The sequence below is a fragment of the Saprospira grandis DSM 2844 genome, from assembly GCF_000275825.1.
Classification (GTDB): domain Bacteria; phylum Bacteroidota; class Bacteroidia; order Chitinophagales; family Saprospiraceae; genus Saprospira; species Saprospira grandis_A.
On the sequence record NZ_JH719942.1, the window covers coordinates 1785230 to 1800057 of the forward strand.

The 14828-nt window shown below is 47.1% G+C and carries 11 protein-coding genes; 5 read left to right on the plus strand and 6 right to left on the minus strand.

Annotation, left to right across the window (positions count from 1 at the left end; all coding sequences use genetic code 11):
- Window positions 1-54 precede the first annotated feature (54 nt).
- Window positions 55-780 carry a 1-(5-phosphoribosyl)-5-[(5-phosphoribosylamino)methylideneamino]imidazole-4-carboxamide isomerase gene (gene hisA / locus SAPGRDRAFT_RS08075; protein WP_002658595.1) on the minus strand — a complete coding sequence of 242 codons (726 nt, stop codon included), beginning with the start codon at window positions 778-780 and terminating at the stop codon, window positions 55-57.
- Window positions 781-1287: 507 nt separating this feature from the next.
- Between hisA and uvrA the strand changes: the two genes are divergently transcribed.
- Entirely contained in the window at window positions 1288-4119 is a 2832-nt protein-coding gene (gene uvrA, locus SAPGRDRAFT_RS08085) for an excinuclease ABC subunit UvrA (protein WP_002658596.1), read from the plus strand.
- Window positions 4120-4168: 49 nt separating this feature from the next.
- Here uvrA and SAPGRDRAFT_RS08090 read toward each other — a convergent pair whose 3' ends face one another.
- From SAPGRDRAFT_RS08090 to SAPGRDRAFT_RS08100, 3 genes are all read right to left on the minus strand, one after another.
- Window positions 4169-5626 (minus strand): DUF58 domain-containing protein, encoded by a 1458-nt coding sequence (locus SAPGRDRAFT_RS08090; RefSeq protein WP_002658597.1) that lies wholly within the window; start codon window positions 5624-5626, stop codon window positions 4169-4171.
- A gap of 346 nt (window positions 5627-5972) precedes the next feature.
- On the minus strand, window positions 5973-6431 hold the full coding sequence (locus SAPGRDRAFT_RS08095) for a hypothetical protein (RefSeq protein ID WP_002658598.1): 459 nt from the start codon (window positions 6429-6431) through the stop codon (window positions 5973-5975).
- Window positions 6432-6537: 106 nt separating this feature from the next.
- Window positions 6538-7644, minus strand: coding sequence for a thioredoxin fold domain-containing protein (locus tag SAPGRDRAFT_RS08100; RefSeq protein WP_002658599.1), 1107 nt, complete (start codon window positions 7642-7644; stop codon window positions 6538-6540).
- A 306-nt stretch (window positions 7645-7950) separates the two neighbouring features.
- Here SAPGRDRAFT_RS08100 and SAPGRDRAFT_RS08110 point away from each other — a divergent pair, with 306 nt between their 5' ends.
- From SAPGRDRAFT_RS08110 to SAPGRDRAFT_RS08125, 4 genes are read left to right on the plus strand one after another with little or no spacing between them, the layout of a single operon-like run.
- Window positions 7951-8397, plus strand: coding sequence for a GatB/YqeY domain-containing protein (locus SAPGRDRAFT_RS08110; protein WP_002658601.1), 447 nt, complete (start codon window positions 7951-7953; stop codon window positions 8395-8397).
- A 10-nt stretch (window positions 8398-8407) separates the two neighbouring features.
- Window positions 8408-9076 carry a CvpA family protein gene (locus tag SAPGRDRAFT_RS08115; protein WP_002658603.1) on the plus strand — a complete coding sequence of 223 codons (669 nt, stop codon included), beginning with the start codon at window positions 8408-8410 and terminating at the stop codon, window positions 9074-9076.
- Window positions 9077-9085: 9 nt separating this feature from the next.
- Window positions 9086-9667 carry an anthranilate synthase component II gene (locus tag SAPGRDRAFT_RS08120; RefSeq protein WP_002658605.1) on the plus strand — a complete coding sequence of 194 codons (582 nt, stop codon included), beginning with the start codon at window positions 9086-9088 and terminating at the stop codon, window positions 9665-9667.
- 7 nt (window positions 9668-9674) lie between these two features.
- Window positions 9675-10334: a CBS domain-containing protein gene (locus tag SAPGRDRAFT_RS08125; protein ID WP_002658606.1), complete on the plus strand. Its 660-nt coding sequence runs from the start codon at window positions 9675-9677 to the stop codon at window positions 10332-10334.
- Window positions 10335-10539: 205 nt separating this feature from the next.
- On the opposite strand, the gene lysA is transcribed toward SAPGRDRAFT_RS08125, so the two are convergent.
- Window positions 10540-11781, minus strand: a complete 1242-nt coding sequence (gene lysA / locus SAPGRDRAFT_RS08135; RefSeq protein ID WP_051018654.1) for a diaminopimelate decarboxylase — start codon at window positions 11779-11781, stop codon at window positions 10540-10542.
- A gap of 94 nt (window positions 11782-11875) precedes the next feature.
- Window positions 11876-14644 carry a transglycosylase domain-containing protein gene (locus SAPGRDRAFT_RS08140; RefSeq protein WP_002658608.1) on the minus strand — a complete coding sequence of 923 codons (2769 nt, stop codon included), beginning with the start codon at window positions 14642-14644 and terminating at the stop codon, window positions 11876-11878.
- Window positions 14645-14828: the final 184 nt, after the last annotated feature.

The following is a 14828-nucleotide window of genomic DNA, read 5'->3' on the forward strand; positions in this document are numbered from 1 at the left end:
GAATCACATTAGGCCAAACAGCCTAAGGTCTATTTTGTTCAAGCCTTCGCTATTTTATTCACTCAAAAACTGGGCAAGCTCTTCCAAACTAATCTTTTCCTCATAAAGCGCCTTGCCCACTACAGCCGCATAACAACCCATTTTATCCAACTCCCGCAACTCCTCAATAGAAGAAATCCCCCCATTGGCAATAAACTTTAAATCCGGAAACTGAGCCAATAAAGAGGCATACAAATCCAAGGAACTCCCCTGCATCATCCCGTCTTTATCAATGTCAGTGCACAAAATATACTGAATCCCATGCCACTGATAGTTCGTAATAAAGTCAAAGAGCTTAAATTCTGTCTCTCGCTCCCAACCCTCAATCCGAATGAGGCCATCCAATACATCGGCCCCCAAAATAATGCGGTCTTTCCCATATTTTTGCAACCAAGATAAAAGCAGTTTTGGGTTCTTTACCGCCAAGGTACCAATCGTCACTTTTTGCGCACCAGCCGCAAAAACCTGAGCCAAATCCTGATCCGACTTGATCCCACCACCAAATTCTACCTCCAAATCCGTCTCTTCCGTGATCGCCCGAAGAATCTCATAGTTGACCACCCGACCCGCTTTGGCCCCATCCAAATCTACCAAATGCAAATGCTTTACCCCAGCAGCAGCAAAACGCTTGGCCACCGCTACCGGATCTTCATCGTAAATTTTGGCTTCTTCAAAACTCCCCTTGGTCAAACGAACACATTTACCATCAAGGATATCTAAGGCAGGTATAACTTTAATCATAAGACTTTTTTTTGATTGGCTTGAGACGCTAGGTCTTGGCTCTAAATTTAACAACTTTCTAAGAAAAGAATGCCCTTCCCCAAAAAAACAAGCAGCCCAAAACAGAACAAAAACCAAATACCAAAATAATAAATCCCAAAAACTAACTTACACCAAAGCTTACTCCTAAAAAATACCAAAATACCAAAAGTAATTTTTAAACTTTTTTCATAACTAGTGTTATTTTTATTTGGGGCTGCCCCTCGCTTTGCTCGGGTCGGGCTGTGTCGCAGCTCGCTGTTCGCTCGGCCCTGCACAAAATTTCGCTGCGCTCATTTTGCTGGGTCTGCGGCTTCGCCGCCCTGCTGTCCATCCCTCAGCCGAGGCGCTCCGCGCCTTGAGGACCGCCGCACCGCCTCCTCCTCAGCAAATCTTTAATAAAGTTCCAATCTTTTTCAAGACGGCTCTGTTCGGAGCAAGGAAGACTTCTTATCTTTGCCACTTCATTCTCAATTAGAAACGCCAATCATGAGCCAGCAAGAGTCAAAAGAGCAAGAATTTATGGAAATTTGGGGCGCCTCCGAGCATAACCTCAAAAAAATTAACTTGCGTATTCCCCGCAACCAATTAGTGGTCATTACCGGAGTAAGTGGTAGCGGCAAATCATCGCTGGCCTTCGATACTATCTACGCAGAGGGCCAAAGACGCTATATGGAGACCTTCTCCTCTTATGCCCGACAGTTTATCGGAAATATGGAACGACCCGATGTCGAAAAAATTGAAGGCCTTAGCCCCGTTATCGCTATCGAACAAAAAACAACTAGCAAAAATCCCCGCTCTACCGTAGGTACCGTTACCGAAATTTACGATTTTCTCCGCCTACTCTATGCCCGCGCTAGCGATGCCTATTCCTATAAAACAGGCAAAAAAATGCAACGCTATAGCGAGGAACAAATTATCGAACATATCTTCCAACATTTTGAAGGGAAAAAAGGCATCTTGCTGGCCCCCTTGGTCCGCGCCCGTAAAGGACACTACCGCGAACTCTTTGAACAAATGCGCAAACAGGGCTTTAGCAAAATGCGCATAGATGGCTATATGATCGACCTTGAAGCCGGCATGCAAATCGACCGCTATAAAACGCATGATATTGAGTTAGTCGTAGACCGCCTCAAGGTCAGCGAAAAACGCCGCGACCGCTTCGAACTTTCCCTAAAAACAGCACTCAAACATGGCAACGGCTTTGTCATGTTTATGGAACACGAAAGCGAAACAATCCACCAGTATAGTAAGTACCTGATGTGTACCGATTCTGGCATTTCCTATGAAGAACCCTCCCCCAATAGCTTCTCTTTTAACTCCCCCTATGGCGCCTGCCCCCACTGTAAAGGCTTAGGCGAACTACATGAGGTAGACCTAGCTCTAGTCATTCCAGATGATAGCAAAAGTATTAACGAAAAAGCTATTGTCCCCTTAGGAGAGGTCCGAAAAAACCTGACCTTCAAACAACTGCGCGCCCTATCCAAAAAATATAAGTTTAGCTTCTCTACTCCCGTCAAGGAAATTCCCGAAGAAGCCCTCCGGACCATTCTCTACGGAGGAGACGGTAGCTTTGATGCCCGCAATTTTGGCCGAGAAGAATTATCGCACAACCTAGCCGATGAAGGCCTGGTGCGCATGCTCAAACATTATTATAAAAGCTCTAGCTCAGAAAAAATCCGCTCTTGGGCCGAGGAGTTTATGCGGGTTATCGATTGCCCCCAATGCGAGGGCAGCCGCCTGCGCAAAGAATCGCTCTATTTCAAATTGGCTGAAAAAAATATCGCCGAATTAGCCCAAATGGATATTCGTACCCTCTATGATTGGCTAGAAGAACTCCCCAGCCAATTGAGCAAACGCCAACAGCTAATTGGTACCGATATTATTAAAGAATTACGCCTCCGATTAGGCTTCCTCCTAGAGGTGGGCCTCGATTACCTGCAACTCAACCGCCCCGCCAGAACCCTCTCCGGCGGAGAATCTCAACGCATTCGCCTCGCTACCCAAATTGGCTCTCAACTAACCGGTATTACTTATGTCTTAGATGAACCTAGTATCGGCCTGCACCAAAGAGATAATGAACAGCTTATTGTGGCCCTCAGAGAATTAACCGATATCGGCAATTCGGTCTTGGTGGTAGAACATGATAAAGATATTATGCTAGCCTCCGATTATCTGATCGATTTGGGACCAAAAGCCGGTAAACTCGGTGGCGAAATTGTTGCAGAAGGTAAACCCCAAGACTTCCTCTCTCAATCAGGCATTACTGCCGATTATCTGGCTAACCGACTCAAAGTCCTCACCCCAACAGAACGCAGAAAAGGCCACGGAAAACAACTTCAGCTAAAAGGTGCAAAAGGCAATAATCTCAAATCAGTCAATTTAGAGCTGCCTCTAGGGACGCTCATCTGTGTCACTGGCGTATCCGGTAGTGGAAAATCAACCCTAGTAAATGAAACGCTCTACCCTATTCTCCGCCAACATTTCTATAATTCTATCCAAAAACCCCTAGCCTACGATAGCATCGAAGGAATAGAACATATTGATAAGGTCATCGAAATTGACCAACAGCCCATTGGCCGAACCCCCCGCTCTAATCCCGCTACTTATATTGGCGTTTTTGACGAAATTCGCAAGCTCTTTGCCGCTATCCCCGAAGCTAAAATCCGAGGCTACAAACCTGGCCGCTTTTCCTTTAATGTCTCCGGCGGACGCTGCGAAGATTGCGGAGGTAGCGGCTACCGCCTAATCGAAATGCAGTTCTTACCCAATGTAGAGGTAGAATGCGAAAGCTGCAAAGGCAAACGCTATAATCGAGAAACCCTCGAGATTATTTATAAGAAGAAAAGTATTAGCGATGTCCTACAAATGTCGGTAGATGAAGCTAGCGACTTCTTTGCCGACCTGCCCAAAATTCATCGCAAAATTGCCACGCTCCAAGATGTAGGACTTGGCTATATTACGCTCGGACAATCTGCAACTACGCTCTCTGGTGGAGAAGCCCAACGCATCAAGCTAGCCAAAGAACTCTCTAAACGAGATACGGGCAATACTTTCTATATTCTAGATGAACCCACCACTGGGCTTCATTTTGCCGATATTCGCCTGCTGCTCAATGTCCTCAATATGCTGGTGGAAAGAGGCAATACGGTCCTCATTATTGAGCATAATATGGATGTCATTAAGGTTGCCGACTATCTGGTCGATATTGGCCCAGAAGGAGGCGCCAAAGGCGGGCAAATTATTGCCCAAGGTAGCCCCGAAGAAATTGCCGCCTGCCCCAATAGCCATACTGGCCGCTTCCTAAAACTAGAGTTGTAGCCCCTTGGCCAGCTAAAAAGGGATATCGCAGAAGCGATATCCCTTTTTCTTAAATTAAGCCCCTAGCCTTGAGCTCTAAGTATTTATTTACGGTGTTGATAGACAAGTCCTCGGGCCGAGTTAAAATGGACTGAATGCCATATTGCCGCAACTCTCGAACAATCCGCTGCTTTTCCTCTACAAACTTTTGCGCAATGGTCCGATTGTAAATCATTTCGGTATCATGGGCCTCTTGCTTGGCATAATCCTGAATTTCGGTATTCTCAAAAAAGACGACTACCAACAAATGCAAATGGTTGATGCGCCGCAAAATGGGCAAAACCCGCTGCATGGCCGAAAAACTCTCAAAGTTGGTGTAGAGAAAAATCAAACTACGGCGGCGAATAAAGCGACGAGAGGCCTGAAACAACAATTCATAGTTGGCCTCAAAGTTTCGCTCTTTCTCTCGATAAAGCGCCTCTAAGATGGTCCGCAAATGCTTGGGCCCACTTTCTGCCTTTACCGTACTTCCAATTTTATCCGAAAAGCTCATCAAGCCTGCCTTATCGTGCTTTTGTAGGGCAATATTCAAAATGACCAAGCTACTATTAATGGCATAATCCATCAAGCTGAGGCCCTCAAAAGGCATTTTCATCGAGCGGCCTTTGTCTATCACACAAAAAACCTGCTGCGAGCGCTCATCTTCATATTGGTTAACCATCAACTCATTGCGGCGGCTGGTGGCCTTCCAGTTGATGCTCCTAAAATCATCGCCTTTTACGTAGTTTCGGATTTGCTCAAACTCATAGCTGTTCCCCAGTCGCCGCATTTTCTTGACGCCCGGAAAAATAGAGATTCGAGCAAGGGCCAAAAGCTCATATTTGCGCATTTGAATAATAGAGGGATAAACGGGAATCGTCTGCTCCTGCTCTACAATAATATGCCGCTCAATTAGGCCCAATTTAGAGCGCAAAAAGATATTGATATTTCTAAACACATACTCTCCCCGCTCCAACGGCTTGAGCTCATAGACCAAGGTATCTTTTTCGCCTTTTTGCAGCTGATGAAACAACTGAAAATCTCGCTTTTGAAACTGTAAGGGGAGCTCGTCAATAATTTCGAGTGATAAGCCAACAGGCGACTGATTGTCTAGTTCTAATTTAATTGGATTGGGGTCGCTAAGCGAAAACAGTTTAGGCAGTTTTCGCTTTGCTTTGAGCTTAATCTTGGGATGAAAAAGCAAAATGGCATCGGCCACAATCAGGGCAAAAAAGAGGAAAAGTGCTAGCTGCGCTATAATAAACAACCAGCTAGCGGCCATACCCAAGGCCAAAAAGACCACTAAGCTCCCCAAAACGATAAAAAACCGTCGGGGAAGATGCAAGGGTTTTAGGGCCAATTGGCTGGCGGCAATAATGAGTGCCAAACGAAGGGCATAAAGCAAAGGAGCCGCAATGCCCAAAGGCAAAAAACTAAGGCCAAAAATGGCCAGCAGGCCCAAAAGGAGGTATAAAGATCGCTTAGACATAGGGAGGATTCAAATCTATTACTAGAGAGTAATTGATAAAATAGGGTTTTTTTTTTAAGATGTTTACTTTCCTCTTTAAAACTAAGTCGGGGCTCTATTTTTTTGGCCCAAGAAGGCGGCGCAGCCGCCGCCAAGGCGCGAAGCGCCTCGGCTGAGGGATGGATAGCAGTGGCCCGAAGGGCCAGACCAAAGCGCTGAAAGCGCTGCAGGGCCGAGCAGACCTGCGAGCTGCGACACAGCCCGACCCGCAGGCCCAGAGGGCCGAAGGGGCAGCCCCAAAATAAAAAAAAGCTGTCCCTCTAAAAAGAGAAACAGCCCTTAGCAAAGTTAGGAAAGTCTGGAGGCGCTACTGCTTAGAAGCCGAAAGCGCTATATCTAGTAGCGCTCCATTATATTGCACATACTTGATGTGCGGGGGAAGGGTAATTTGATAGCTATATTCTTCGCTACAGCTCTTTTTGGCCAGCACCAAATCGCTAGGGACCTTAGCCATTTTGACCAGAAAAACCTGCTCTTGCGTCTGCTCTTCTCCAACAAGCTCATAGCGCCCTTTTTTGATCAAGAACTCTAGCACCCGAAGGCTGCCGCCATCACCTAAAGTAATCACTTGATCAACACGCAAACGACTGCCTTTGGCATATTTTACCGATATTTCGGCTCCGGCTGGCAACTCCAAATTGAGAATTTCGCAGGCCATAGAAGGACGAAAAGACTGAAAATGCATGCCGCTAATATCTTGGGCAAAAAGCTGTTGGCCCAGAAAAACTAGGCTCAGGAGCAAACTGAGGGGGAATAAATGTTTCATGGTTCTTTTTTTATGTTCTTGCATTAGAACAGCAACCAAAAGCCAACTATTATTCCAATTCAAACCCTGCCCCCAAAAAGGAAATGTTTTAACAGTCTTAGGCCAACTAATGCCCAATTTCATGCAGTTCTTTAACCAATTCCTTGGCCGCTTCTTCTTGCTTCAGTTTGCGCAACAAGTACAAATAGGTTTGGCCATACTCCGCAGAGGGCTGGGCCTCAAAGGCGGCCTTGGCCCACTTTAGCGCCTCCTTATGGTATTTTTCTTCCAATTGCGCTTCTCCAAAAATGCGGGCATACTTATGCTGCATTTGGGCATCGCCATATTTTTTGAGCTGTTTTTTGCTATACTTTAGCGCCTTGGGCCAATCTTTTAGGGCCATATAATAATCTACCCAAGCCTGGGCCTCAAAAGATTTGGCCAGCTGGGCATCGGCCTTTTTTAGCTTTTTGCTGGCCTCCTTAATTAGGGCCGGGGCCTGAAATTCTTGGGCCTTTTTGGCCGTTGCCCGAGCAGCCACTAACAACTGATCTAAAAAGACCTGCTCCCCTTTTTCTGCCCTAGCCTTTTTTTGCTGCTCCAACAAGAGCTCAAAGGCTGTACAATCGGCTTCTAAGGCAAAATCAAAGAGGAAATCTAGGTTGTCCTTAGTCGTCCAATCCTCTTGCGTCCGAATATATTCATTGGCCATTTTAAGGCTCGGCTTGCCCCCCATCAAAAGGGCATAAGCATAGGCCCGAAGCAGTTCTGGACTGCGATCGCCCTCCTCATAACGAGCTACAAACTCCCCACTATGGTCAATTTTTGACAAGGCCGTTTGGCCCAACTGCAAAAAACGATCAATCGGCAGACCGCCCCTTTGATAATGCACCAACTCCCCTTCTGCATCAATAAAAAGCAAGGTCGGATAAGCCGAAACCTGGTACTTTCTGGCCAAAGCCGGCCCCTCCCCTTTCTCCATGTCAATCTTCAAATTGACAAAATGCTTATTGTAAAAATCTCCCGCTTCTGCCTGCGAAAAAACCGTTTTAGCCATCCGCTTACAAGGGCCGCACCAGCTGGCATAAGCATCCAAAAAAATGATTTTATGCTCTTTTTTGGCCAACTCTTGGGCCTCGGCAAAGCTGCCATGAAAAAACTCAATTTGCCCAAAAGCCGATTGCTGCAAAAACAAAACAGCCAAACAAACAAAGGTGGAAACTAATCTGTACATACGATTTGATTATTTTTTATTTTTTGGGGCCTCCTGCCTACGGCAGGCGCTACGTTGCGGGGCTCGCTCTTCGCTCGGCCCTTCGGCCTTCGGCCTCGGTCTGGCCCTGCGGGCCACCCCTCCACATCGCTAGGCCATTCGGACCGAGCGCCTACTTCCCCAAAATCCATAGATGAACTATTACAAATTTAAGCAGAAATCTATTAGTTTGTTGGGCTAGTTTAGCCAAACTTTGCTGAAGGCTTGAACTATTCAGCGCTTTAGCTAGTTAGCCCAAGTAATTTTTAATCTGCAAAAAATAAATTTATGTCACTGAGTGAACGCATCAAAGAAGGCCTAAAAACGGCCATGAAAAACAAAGATGAGGCCCGCAAACGGACCATCCGCGCCATCAAGGCCCAACTTCTCCTGATGCAAACTGACGGCACAGGTGCCGAAATCACCGAAGAGCGCGAGCTCAAGATGCTACAAACCATGGTAAAGCAAAGAGAAGACTCGCTCACTACTTATCAAGAACAAGGCCGCGAAGAATTGGCCCAAGTAGAGGCAGAGGAAATCGCTATCATCAAGGAGTTTTTGCCCGCTCAACTAGAAGGCGAAGCTTTGCTTGCTGAAATTAAGGCCATCATTGAAGAAGCTGGCGCAAGCAGCATGAAAGATATGGGCCGCGTAATGGGTATGGCCAGCAAAAAATTGTTGGGCAAAGCCGATGGCAAAAGCATTTCGGCTACCGTTAAGCAACTACTCGGATAAATAAAAAAGCATGGGCGTTGATATCGTTTTTATTATCATGGTAGCCTATGGCTTTTACTTTGGCTACGCCTATGGCCTAATTAAAGTGGTGGTTTTTATCATCTCCTTAATTTTGGCCCTAGGCGTATCTATGTATATTACCCCCGCCTTGAGCGACTTGATTAGCCTGACCATCGAGATTGACTCCGCCTTTTTGCCCTTTGTGGCCTTTTTGGTCTCTGTTTTTGGCATTATGGCCATTGCTCGAATTATTTTCTTGCTCTTTGATAAAAACGTAACCAGCAAAAGGGTTAATCAGTTTACTCGCGCCATTGGCGGATTTATGATGTCGGGCATGTTTAGCTTTTTGTTTTCGGTTTTGGTCACCTTTTTTAGCCAGGCCCATGTATTAAAACCCGAAAAGCTAGAACATAGCTCTTTTTTCTATCCCTATGTACAAAAAATACCCAATGTGGGCACTGCCGTTCTAGAACGAATTGCACCCTATGTAGGAAGCTTTACCAAATATATGAAAAAGTCATTGGACCAGCTGCGGGAAGGAGGGGCCTACAAAGAAGAAGGCCCTCGGCTAGATGATTTGTTTATTGAGGAGGATTATAGCTTGGACAGCCTTAAAAAAGCGCCGCCCCCTCCTCCCCCTGCCACAGATAGTACCGACTTAAGTACAGAAGAAGACTAGACAACGGCTATGCGTTTATTGCTAATAGATAATTATGATTCCTTTACCTTTAATCTTTATGATTACTTCTTACGTTTAGATTGTAAGGTGGTGGTAATTCGAAATGATGCGGCTAACTTGCTCTCGCAATTGGCCCAAGGAGGCTGGGATGGGCTCTTGCTCTCTCCTGGTCCAGAACGGCCCGAAAAGGCGGGGCAGCTCATGGCTGCCCTAGACCTAGCCTATGAATTGGGCCTACCCACTTTGGGCATCTGTTTGGGGCATCAGGCCATTGGCCTAAAATGGGGAGCTGTTCTTCATCGGGCAGTGCAGCCCATGCATGGCAAAACCTCTCTGATTCAACATCAGGCCAAGGACCTTTTTGAGGGTTTGGCTCAGCCCATGCAGGTGATGCGCTACCATTCGCTCGTTTTAGACAATTTGCCTAGCCGCCTAGCAGCAACGGCTTTTGGTCCAGAAGGCGAAATTATGGCCCTTAGAGATAAATTGGCCCCAGTTTGGGGAGTGCAATTTCACCCCGAATCCATTCTGAGCCCTGAAGGGCTCTCACTTTTGGCCAACTGGCTCCACAGTTTGGCCCTCATAAAATAATATGCTTATGCTTGCAGCCAATTTGATTTCTTATGCCGTTCCGCCCCTAAGGGCTAGCGATAGCGGTGAAAAGGCCCTCAATTGGATGAGCGACTTTCATGTTCGCCACCTCCCTATTGTAGAGGACCGACAGCTTTTGGGCATTCTCTCTGAAGATGAGCTGCTCAACTTTAATGCGCCAGAAGAAAGTATTTTGGAAAATGAGCCCATTTTGCTGCATAAGAGTGTAGAGCCTGGCCAACACCTTTTTGAGGTCATGAAACTGATTGTAGATACCAATCTTACGGTAGTGCCTGTTTTGGACCAAGAACAAAATTATTTGGGCCTCATCACCCTAGAGAATTTGCTGCGGCATTTTGCCGAAACGGGGGCCATTTCGCATCCTGGAGGCATGCTCCTCATTCGGATGCCCGCCCGCGATTATTCTTTGGCTGAAATTGCCCGTTTGATTGAAGGCGAAAACTGTAAGGTGTTGAGTTGTTTTATCTCTTCGGCCCCAACAGCTGCTCATTTAGAGCTCACGCTCAAGTTAAGCCGTCAAGACCTTAAGCATGTGGTGGCCACCTTAGAGCGTTTTGGTTATGAGGTAGAGTCTTTTTATGAATCGGAATATTTGGATGATCTTCGAGATCGTTATGAGGGGCTAATGCGCTACCTCAATATGTAATAAGAGAGGGGAGCCGCTTGAGCGGCTCCCCTTTTTTGGGCCCAGCGGCAGGGCACTACCGCCAGGGCAAAGAAGGTCCAAAAGGCCCAGCGCTGCGCAGCCGTGGCCCGCAGGGCCAGACCCAAGCCGCCTTTGGCGGCTGCAGGGCCGAGCAGACCTGCGAGCGGCGCAGCATAGCGGCGGCCAGCTTGCTGGCCGCGGGCCCCTAAAAAATAGATAAATCAGCTTGCAGGCGAATGAGGTCCTCAAACGTTTCTCGCTCTCGGATGAGATAGGCCTGGCCCTCATGCAACAGGAGCTCGGCGGGGCGGTAGCGAGAGTTGTAATTGGAAGCCATTGAAAAGCAGTAGGCCCCTGCATTTTTGAAGGCCAAAATATCGCCTTCTCGGACCTTTGCCAGCTTGCGGTTATAGCCAAAGGTATCGGTCTCGCAAATGTAGCCCACCACCGTATAAATCTTAGGTTTGCCTGCGGGATTTGAGATATTGACGATCTCGTGATGAGCATCGTAAAACATGGGGCGGATAAGGTGATTAAAGCCGCTATCGATGCCGACAAAAATGGTCGAAATGGTTTGTTTGATTACATTGGCTTGGGCCAAAAAGCAGCCCGCTTCGCTAACCAAATACTTGCCGGGTTCAAACATCAGCGTCAGCTCTCGGCCCAACTCCTTGCAAAGGGCATTGAAGCGTTGAGAAATCTCTTGGCCAAACTCCTGTATATTGGTTTCGATATCGCTCTCCTTGTATTTCACCTTAAAGCCGCTGCCCAAATCGACATAGCGGACCGTATCGAATTTGCGGGCAATATTGAAGAGAATATCGGCGGCCATAGAAAAGACCTCCACATTGAGAATATCGGAGCCCGTATGCATATGCACCCCTTCAATATTGAGTTTTAGGCTACTCACAATTCGTTCGACCAGGGGCATTTGGTGTATAGAAATACCAAACTTAGAGTCGATATGGCCCACTGAAATCTTTGCATTTCCGCCCGCCATAATATGCGGATTGATGCGGATACAAAAGCCTTGGCCGGGGTATTTATGGCCCAAATACTCTAACATTTCGATATTATCGATATTGAGTTTGACGCCTAGGGCAAGGGCCGCTTCTAGCTCCTCGGCCCCTACCGAATTGGGGGTATAAATAATATCTTCGGGGGCAAAACCAGCGGCTAATCCCAGCTTAATTTCTTGATAAGAAACGGCATCTAGGCCAGCGCCAAGGCTACGCAATAGCTTAAGGATACTCAGATTGCTCAGGGCCTTGCAGGCATAGTTAATTTTGACCGAGGGGCAGGCGGATAGCGCCTGCTCCATTTTGAGGTACTGCGATTTGATTTTGGCGCTATCATAGACAAATAGTGGGCTGCCAAACTCTTGGACCAGTTCTTCTAGGGCAAGTTGGCCCAATTCATAGCGCTGCTGCGCATCATTCCATTGCATAGGGTTAGAAATAAAAAGTGAATAAAAAACAAAACGGGCGATCTCCATACTCATGGAAACCGCCCGTTTTGGAAGCTTGTCTACAGCCAATAGTCTACCGGCTGCCTTCCTCATTAGTAGGCGGCTGCTGTGGTTTCTTCTTGGGCTGTTTCTTAGGGGCCGGTGCGGCCTCTAAGTCATCATAATCTTGATTATAAATTTCATCTTGGTTGGTCATATCTTCTCCTTCTTCACCAAAGGTATCGCCACGGCCAAACTGCGCATATTTAAGGCAGTTCATTTCGCGGTCAATTCTTTCAGGTTTGGGAAATTTGGCTTTGGTGTCTAGTTCAAAGGCTTCATCGGCCTCTAGGTAGCGGAGTACATTTTGGAAAATGGGGCGAGCCATGCTTCCGCCTTGGCCATAGCGCAGACTACGGAAGCGGATAAAGCGGTCGTCGCAACCTACCCAAGTTCCTACCACTAGATTGGGGGTAACGCCCATAAACCAGCCATCGGCTTGAAAGTTGGTGGTTCCCGTTTTTCCGCCATAAGTACTTTTAATACCTTGGAAGCCGGGAGCGCCAGCCTGCACACTTTTGAGCATTTGGCTCATCACATAGGCACTACTTTCAGATAACACTTGCTGCGTAATTTGGTCGGCTGAATTATAGATGAGGTTGCCATGTCGGTCCTCAATTCGCTCTACAAAAACGGGTTCGTTATAAATCCCTTTATTGGCAAAAATGCAATAAGCGGCGGCCATTTCTAGGGGCGTAAGGTCTGGCGTTCCCAAACAAATTGTGGGAGAAGCGGGCACCTTGGCGGTATCAATTCCGGCCTCATGCAAAAAGGATCTAAAGCGCTCGGTGCTGCCCAGATCTTTCATCAGTTGAGCAGAAACAGAGTTGAGCGATTGGCGGAGGGCCTGCGTTAGGGTAAGGCGCTGCCCACTATATTGGCCATTGGCATTTTTGGGGGTCCAGTTCTTAATTAGGCCAAAATCGCCATAGCCTTTTTCAATCGTAATTTTTACATCTTCCACCTCATAGCAAGGCGAGTAGCCTCTCAAATCAATATTGAGTGCATAGAGAAAGGGCTTCATACTAGAGCCCACCTGACGGCCAGCCTTGGTATAAGTTTGTCCGGGACGTTGTTTGTTAGGGTGCACATACAAGCCACCCATACTAACGTGATCGAGCTTAAAATAGTGGTGGTCAATACCGCCCACCCAGGCTTTTACATGTCCCGTTTGCGGCTCTATAGACACCGAACCCGTTTGCAAGAACATCCGGTGGTAGCGGATAGAATCCAGTGGGCTCATCAGGGTATCTTTGGTCCCGGGGCCCCAGTGTTCTCCATTTTTCTGATAGGCAAAAATGCGCATATCTACAGGGGTCTGCATATACTTGAGCAGCTGCTGATACTCGCCTTTAATGCTTTCCCATTTGCCCGATTTCAGCAAATCTCGATAAAGAGCGATCTGCTTTTTCGTGGCATAGCCATCTTTTTTCCAGCCCGCAAGAACGGCCTCGGCCTGCTCTTTTTTGCTGCGTTTTTTATTGGCCCGTTCTAGGATCTGCAAACGAGAAATATCTATATCTCGCAGCTCATATTTTGCCGCTGTTTTGAGGTAGTCTTCACGGACCGCCTGATAGCGCTCAGAGTTCCAAATCAAACGATCCAAGGCCCGCATACGCAGCTGGATTTCTCCCTCTGTGTTTTTATGCGTTTTGTAGGTCCAGGGGTTGTATTTGCTATAACCAATAGGCGGATCAATCATGTTCCAATCCTTCCAATGCTTAAATAGCTTTTCCTGATGCTGACTAAGGTGGTCCCAAACGGCCTGCTCCGCATTGCGCTGAGCTCTAGAATCAATGGTGGTGTAAATTTTTAAGCCATCTCGATAGACATCATAGGCCTCGCCATTGGGCTTGAGGTTTTCCGGGCGGCTCAAGACCTCCTTGACGTACTCCCGCAAATATTCCCGGAAATAAGTGGCCTGGCCCTCATTATGGTTCAAAACCTGAAAGCTGCCCTTATTGATTTTTTCTTGGCGATATTTATGGTAGTCGGCCTCTGTGATATGCCCAGCCATCTGCATGTTTTTCAATACCACCTCTCGGCCTTTCAAGGCCTTTTTCATATCTCGGCGATAATTAAATAGGGCGGGGTTTTTTAACATCCGAACCAACATAGCAGCCTCGGGAATACTCAATTCACTGGGCTTTTTCCGAAAATAAGTCTCGGCTGCCGAGCGAATCCCATGAGCATTATACAAGAAGTCAAACTCATTGAGATAGTTCGTAATAATCTCTTTTTTGGTATAAGAACGCTCCAATTTTACCGCCGTCAACCACTCTTTGAGCTTGACCTGCAAAATGGTCCAAAGCCGCTCTACTGTCCCCATGCCTCGAGTATCGGGCCGGCCCACCAACAATTTAGACAGCTGCTGCGAGATGGTACTTCCCCCTCCCGCATTCCGCTGCTGGAACACAATGGTTTTTACCAACACCCGCGCCAAAGCCTCGGGATCAATGCCAGAATGGCTATAAAAACGAGCATCCTCTGTAGACACCAACGCATTAACCACCGCTGGCGCAATGCTGTCATAGGTCACTAAGGTCCGGTTCTCAATATAATATTTACCCAAAAGCTCTCCATCGCTACTATAGACCTCAGAGGCCAAACGCAACTGCGGATTCTCCAGCTGGTCAAAAGAAGGCAGCTGGGTAGAGAGATAGGCAAAAAGACTAAAAACAGAGACAAAGCCCAAAATAAAGATGCCCCATATCCAACGCAAAATGCGCTTGAAGCTCTTTTTATGTTGCTGACGATAGCTCAGTTCGGGAACGGCCGCTGTCGGTTTATTTTCTGATGACATAATGGGTCCAATTTATTGGGGGAAAATGCTTTGGGGCAAATATCGCCTTTTTTGTCCAATTTTTAAATCCAAGCCAAACTCCTTTTCTTCTCCCTACAGTTTGCTAACTTTGTGCTTTTATTTTGGGGCCTCCCGCCTGCGGCGGGCGCTACGTTCCAGGGCTCGCAGGTCTGCTCGGCCCTTC

Coding starts and splice junctions, on each gene's coding strand:
- hisA (WP_002658595.1), bottom strand. CDS start 780: ATGATTAAAGTTATACCTGCCTTAGATATCCTTGATGGTAAATGTGTT.
- uvrA (WP_002658596.1), top strand. CDS start 1,288: ATGAGCCAGCAAGAGTCAAAAGAGCAAGAATTTATGGAAATTTGGGGC.
- SAPGRDRAFT_RS08090 (WP_002658597.1), bottom strand. CDS start 5,626: ATGTCTAAGCGATCTTTATACCTCCTTTTGGGCCTGCTGGCCATTTTT.
- SAPGRDRAFT_RS08095 (WP_002658598.1), bottom strand. CDS start 6,431: ATGAAACATTTATTCCCCCTCAGTTTGCTCCTGAGCCTAGTTTTTCTG.
- SAPGRDRAFT_RS08100 (WP_002658599.1), bottom strand. CDS start 7,644: ATGTACAGATTAGTTTCCACCTTTGTTTGTTTGGCTGTTTTGTTTTTG.
- SAPGRDRAFT_RS08110 (WP_002658601.1), top strand. CDS start 7,951: ATGTCACTGAGTGAACGCATCAAAGAAGGCCTAAAAACGGCCATGAAA.
- SAPGRDRAFT_RS08115 (WP_002658603.1), top strand. CDS start 8,408: ATGGGCGTTGATATCGTTTTTATTATCATGGTAGCCTATGGCTTTTAC.
- SAPGRDRAFT_RS08120 (WP_002658605.1), top strand. CDS start 9,086: ATGCGTTTATTGCTAATAGATAATTATGATTCCTTTACCTTTAATCTT.
- SAPGRDRAFT_RS08125 (WP_002658606.1), top strand. CDS start 9,675: ATGCTTGCAGCCAATTTGATTTCTTATGCCGTTCCGCCCCTAAGGGCT.
- lysA (WP_051018654.1), bottom strand. CDS start 11,781: ATGCAATGGAATGATGCGCAGCAGCGCTATGAATTGGGCCAACTTGCC.
- SAPGRDRAFT_RS08140 (WP_002658608.1), bottom strand. CDS start 14,644: ATGTCATCAGAAAATAAACCGACAGCGGCCGTTCCCGAACTGAGCTAT.